The organism is Bartonella sp. AP21QHHD (assembly GCF_042196205.1).
In the GTDB taxonomy this organism is placed as follows: domain Bacteria; phylum Pseudomonadota; class Alphaproteobacteria; order Rhizobiales; family Rhizobiaceae; genus Bartonella.
This window is the reverse complement of sequence record NZ_JBHIPT010000061.1, coordinates 1-6310: the sequence shown is the minus strand read 5'-3', so window position 1 is coordinate 6310 and position 6310 is coordinate 1. Positions and strand designations below refer to the sequence as shown.

Genomic DNA, 6310 nt, shown 5'->3' with positions numbered 1-6310 from the left:
ATCTGCCAACTTTTTGTAACAAAAAAACTGCAAACAATTCATTGAACTCCAAACTATCTATATCACTAAATACTAAGGGGGATTTTTACCTAGAAAGCTTTTTGGGGTAGCGAGCCTATGCCTATGATCTGTGGGGGCAGTGCTTTACGGCTCAGATAGAGAAATAACAGCTTTTTACACTATCCTAACATACATAATGGCTATGGTATGTAAGAATAGTGCTGTTTTTTATACGGAGCTGTCTTATTATAAAATTAAGTAGGGTAGGGAAAGAACGTATAGGTATGTAATTTACGCGCATAAAGGCTTTGTAGGAATTAGATCTAAACTCAGATTTTCTCTCTTTAGGGAGTTAAGACTTGTATTTTTATCATAATGACTAGCTTCTCCATCATAATATTTCTTCACGAGAGCTTTCCAAAAATAGTACACTAGCTAGTTTGTTCTTAAAAAAAATAATCAAGGCAATACTTTTGCACCATCCTCATTCGCCATCCTTAAGGGCGGCTTTTGCATTTACAGAAATTGCCCACTGACTTTAGAAGCGGAGCCTAGAAACGTGGGGAAGAGGAACACCATAGAGCGGTGTGACTACTCATGTTATCATGCTATAGAAATATTTGGTTTTGTAGGGTAGAAGCAGCGGCCACCCCCCTTTAATGCTTTTTAGGCATTAAAATGGCACGAGAAAATGCTGGTAGTCGTGTATGGTTTTTATTATGGCTGATCCATGAGCTCTAAGATATAAATTGAGAGAGAATGGGCGGCATTAAAAGTTAAACGCGCATGGCGAGGCTTGAGATTGATTAGTTCAAAATCCTTTTCTGAGCGGCCATGCGCTGCACTTTTCTTGTTTCTTAAATTCATAGTACCACTAACGATTCTGGATAGACCGGTTGCGATCATTCTTAAGTCATTTGTATCTAGATCTTGATTTTTTAAGTTTTTTTGCTTTATATCATCAGTATGAATCTTAGCCTTCTTAGCAACTTCTTTCCATAAAGCGTACAGCTTATTATGGGCATTTTCTTCATATAGGATAGAATGGTGGTCGAGATAAGCTTTGCAAGAGGCTTCCAACAGATTTGCTGCAAATAGAACTGCCTCCCTTGGATCTTTTTCTATATTTTCTAATGCCCTATTTATTTCGATTTCTACTGCTGAAAGTTCTTTCTCTGCAATAAGTTTTTTTAGCTCTTCCATCGAGAGGAGACCAGCTTTTTGCAATTCTTGTGTGAAGGTTAGCTCATTCTTGATAATATATCCTCCACGCTGATATTCTAATCCATCTTTCTTTAACGTTTCTAAAACTTTACGTTGATCTTCTTTAAGCTGTTGTAGCATTTGATCTTCTGGTATGTCTTGAAATATGAATCCGACTAACTTATGAAACTCGCTGTCCAAAAAATCACCAAGCAGGGGACCAAGGACTTCAAGCGGTTTATTGCATTCTACATTGATTGTATCTAGTCGTTTCTTAATCTTGACTTCATCATCATCACTTCGATACTCATGAGGAGCAGATGGTGTATAAAAAAATAAGGCATCCAAATTCTTTGGCAAATAGTACTTTGGTAATATTTGAGAGAGTATCCTAATTGTTGCAGGAGGGATTTTGTTTTTCTGAGATATTTTTTGCGGAGATGATAATTGCATTTTATGGCTTTATAATATCAAAAAGTGGTATGTTGAGTGGTTTTTAGAGTATGATTTTATTGCCTGACCTTTTATAGAAGGTCGCGCAACAATTTTGTGGCTTATATAAGATTTGTGAAAGATAAATGCCATATTGTGTTTTATTTTTCTCCTTTCATTGTTATAACAGTGAAGGGGGGAATAATGTGTGATAATTCGAAAAATATAGAATGAGAACAGAAGTATAATTTTGTATTATCGTAACTGCAATAGCATTCTTTATTGGCAGATTGTTTATTGGAGAGAAGGAAGTAGGCAATGCGCATAATCCCTGAACGGAAGGTTTTGTGACAAGAATTTCAATAATGGCATGTTACTAAATGTTGTGTGTGTTCTTTGCTTGTCAGAAAAAGTAGATGGCGCTCTTTATTTGCATAACCGGTATCGAGTAATGAGTAATGCGGGAGGCTAGTTTAAAATCTCGTTTATTCCGTTAAAGCTTACTGTTTTCTATAAAAAGACTGTTTTCGTGATATCCGCTGTTAATCTCGCGTATTTGGTAGAGATGAAAATATAAACGTTTATCGTGTCTGTAAGGGAGCTTGAAGCAATGAAGTTATGTGTAAAAGAGTTCTGAAAAGCTTCTTTTGTCCGTAAAACTTATAAGGAAAATTTAAAGGCAGGAAAATGTTAGAGAAATCTAAGAGTACGCTGTGAAAATCAAGAAACAGTCTTTTTAGAGATGGTTTGCTGTCTGTCATCGTGCTTCATGATTTTCAATGTTTTTAAAATTTCTTTCTCAATGAGAGAGGGCTTTTTTATTAAAGCGGGGGAGATTTGTTATGACAGTTAACAATGAAATGGAGAGAAGATGCTGCTTTACCAGCTGTTTTTGTCGCTTCAGTTTCATTTGAACCTATTGTGATTATGAAAGCATAGTGATTCAATGACTTTGAAAAGGGGGGAATAACATTATCAAGTTTGCAATACAGTGCGATTTTTTGCATCGCGATGCGTGGCAGAAGATGGTCAGCATTTGGGGGCATTGTGGGTTCTATATTCTATGCTGGTTCTGTAGGGCGTCTGTTAGCGCATTTATGGAACTATTCCGCATTGAAACGCGTGCTTAATTTCGTGGATCTTTGCAAAGGTCTGATCAGAAAATCCCATATTTCAAGAGGTTTTTAGAGGGATCTAAAAGCACAGAGGTATCATAAAATTACAAACACCGTACGTTACTGGAGGTGATCAATTTTAGAGCTTAAGGAGCTTATCGATTTAGTGTTCTTTCATAAAAATGATGAAGGCTGTGTTCAATGTCTCAGTGTGTTGGTTTCTCGAAAAGTGGTAAATGCTGTATGATTTTATATGCCATTGCCAATGTTATGGATAGGGTGTTCAAATAAAGCATATCATAAATCAAAATTCTTCTCTTTACGCGATAAGAGGAGGGCTAGGCAAAACAGTAAAAATGCAGCGATAGAGAATATGAAGAATACGATATATGTTTGGTTTAAGGACAGGGATTTTTCTGTCAGCGAATGGATCAAAAAGCCAGCGAATATACCCCCTAAGGCACCACCTATTTGCTGTAATATGCGTGTGATAACGGCTGTATCTTTGACGTATAAACTGTTGACATATTGGATGGGGGCGGAAAGGCAGACAATGGTGGCGATGCCAAGTCCTATGCCTCTTAGCAAGAATCCCAGTCCATCCATGCTTATATTATAGCCGAAGCATAATAACCCAAAGCTTGATATCACTAAACCAATTCCTATCATGAAAAAGGGAGATTTTTCTTTCCATTTTTGGTAAATAAATTTCCTGCCAATCCACGCACCCACTCCTTGCAAAGCAAGGAGGGCACCGATGATGAGAAGGCTCTTTTCATAGTTTCCTCCCATGGCAACGGCTAGTGGGAAATAAACGAGGAAGCTATAAAAAAGAAATGAAGCAACGAGCCCCATGATCATGAGCAATGTATAGCGCGCATTTTGAAATCCGCTAAAGACGATTAATTTGTTTTTTGCTTTCTGATTAGAAACAATGAATAATATGAGAGATATCACGGCTATAAGCGCTAGGATAAAGAGGGTGTTGTGGTTATTGATATTTCTGGCTTCTGTGAGATAAAAAAACGAAAGAAGGGAGATGGAAAACGCTAAAAAAGCAAATAAGTTAAATTTTGTTTTTGTTGTTTCGTTGCTCTTTAAATGTTTAGCTCCAAGGGTGAGTGCCAATAAAATAAGCGGAATATTGATAAAAAATAACAAACGCCAAGACACATACTGAGCAAGCGAGGCGCCTACCAGCGGACCAAAGGCAGGAGCGAAAACTGTTGGTACGGCTATGGTGCCCATGGCTTGGCGCACTCGTGTCTGTCCAAATTGTAAGGCAATGATGGTTTGGCTAAGGGGCAGCAAAAGACCGGTCCCAAAACCTTGAACGATACGGGCAGATATAATAGTTGGAAAATTATAGCTTAATCCTACCCCCAGTGATCCAAGCATAAAAATGAAGCTTGCAAGAAGCCAAGTGCTTTTGATACCTATTCTTCCTTGCACAAAAGCGGCCATTAGCAGCCCTAGAACGGTGGCGAGAAAATAGGATGTTACAACCCATTGTATATTATTTTCTCCGACTGAAAAATAATGCGCAAGGTTAGGAAGGATGACATTGACAATGCTCCCGTCCAGCAGAGGAAGTATGCTGGAAATAATGACGGTATATATGACATACCTTTCTGTTTTTGTATAGGAATCTCTCTTTTGCATTATTATGCCCCCTGTTGATATTCTTTAAAATATTGTCCCCGCCCCATTCCCAGACTTTTAAAAATTAACATGTGTTTGTGATGGCTGTGGTTTTGATATTGGGATAAATGTGATTGGGAGCGCTGATGGTCCCCTTGTGTACAACCCTTCTTCCTCCAAAATGAAGCCATCAGTTAAGCTGATTTTGATGAGTTTATCGAGGAGTCTGTTTACTGTCAATTCACTTTGCATGAGAGCAAAAGCAGAACCTACACGAGACGTGCATGCCTGCTCCATTTGCATTTATTATTTAACATGAAAAATGTGAAAATCTTTATAAATCAAATTATTGACTTAAAAATCCAATGTTTGTTTATAGATCATTTTTATGATTAAATGATTGTTTGGGTGTCAAATGTATTCTCAATAGTTTATAATTTTCTTTTCTTAAATGTGCAGCCCTTTCTGGAAAATGTTCGACAACCTCTTGATTGTTTAATAAAAATTAAAATCGGTTATAAGGAAGAGCTTGTAAATTATAGAGTAGGAAAAAGTTGCATTTTATAAACAACAGGGGAGGGCTGTTTCCATAGCCAAAACATTTTTTCAAGTTGTTATGGTATCTTTTTGAAGTGCTTGATCGATAAAAGTTTGATAATTATCAGAAACAATATATTGGGTATTTTCTCCTAAAGCTTTGAAATGTTCACGACCGCAATGGATTTTTGCTTTTTCCAGATTGCGCAACATGTCTTCGAAAATACTTCCTTTACTTTCCACAATAAAATACAGTTTTTCTTACCCATCTTGCTCGAATAATACAGCCCAATCGGGGGTATATGATCCAAGAGGTGTATCAATTTTAAACCATTTAGGCAGTTTCGCATAAACTTTAATCTCATCGTTTTTTTCAAACGATTGTGCAAAACTGAACTCAATATCTGAATCATAAATAACATGATCATAAGTTGATTTATCAGTTTTTGTCATATTCTTTTATAAAAAAATTTGCTTTTATATTTATTAAAATGCATTTTCTATTTTATTTTTTCATATAATTAGCCAATGAAGTGTTTGCTCTAATATCACAATTTGTAAAAGACTATTTTGGTAATTCAATATGAAATTTTTTATGTCGGTTTCTTGTATTGAAAGCAATGGTACGATTTTTGATATCTGTATAAAAATATTTACAAAAAAAATTTTAATAACGCATGATTATAGAATTTTGTCCTTTGTTTGAAGCATGTAAAGTTAAACCATTGTTTATTTGATACATTTAATCTAGAATGCAAATTGTATTCGTATCCTCAAACTAAAATACTGGTATTGAAGTGGTGAGAGTGTTGCTTTGTTGAGAATAGATAATTTGGTAGGTTAGTATTCCCTTTGTATCAGAGAATTCAACTTATTCTCTCATATTGTGTGTGGATGAAATGTTAACCGCATAATGCTTCCTCTTACATGAGATGTAAGATTGATATGTTTTCCACATTGAGAAAAGTTGTTGATCGTAGAGGAATATTTTTCTGCGAAATTTGTTTGGCTTAAATGGAAAAAATAGAGCAATAGCCGCATATTTGTTATGCTGTAACGCATATATAATCGATGGAGTCAACACTTCATTTAAGAAGTTTTTTAAAGGAAAAACATAAAAAATAGAATTATTAAAAAAATCTTTTATTTTGAGGCTTGTTTCTCACGATTATAAAAGCTTCCACGTGGATTTCGAAAATTCTTGTTGTGTTGAAAAACATACAAAAATCAAGAAAATTTTGCAAAAAAGCTGCACTATGCGTGCAGCTTTTTATTGGTTTTATACTTTTTGAGCTATAAGTTTTTAAAGCATGAAAGTGTCCTTACGGCTTCTATAACCATAATAGCCAAAAACACTGGAAATAATGGCGCCTACCAGACTT

The 6310-nt window shown here is 35.7% G+C and carries 2 protein-coding genes and 1 pseudogene; all 3 read right to left on the bottom strand.

Going from position 1 to position 6310, the window contains the following annotated elements:
* Positions 1-717 precede the first annotated feature (717 nt).
* Positions 718-1656, bottom strand: coding sequence for an abortive infection family protein (locus tag ACFIMC_RS04605; RefSeq protein ID WP_375680915.1), 939 nt, complete (start codon positions 1654-1656; stop codon positions 718-720).
* Positions 1657-3047: 1391 nt separating this feature from the next.
* Positions 3048-4412 carry an MFS transporter gene (locus ACFIMC_RS04600; RefSeq protein ID WP_375680914.1) on the bottom strand — a complete coding sequence of 455 codons (1365 nt, stop codon included), beginning with the start codon at positions 4410-4412 and terminating at the stop codon, positions 3048-3050.
* Positions 4413-4997: 585 nt separating this feature from the next.
* Positions 4998-5381, bottom strand: a pseudogene (locus tag ACFIMC_RS04595) (hypothetical protein).
* Positions 5382-6310: the final 929 nt, after the last annotated feature.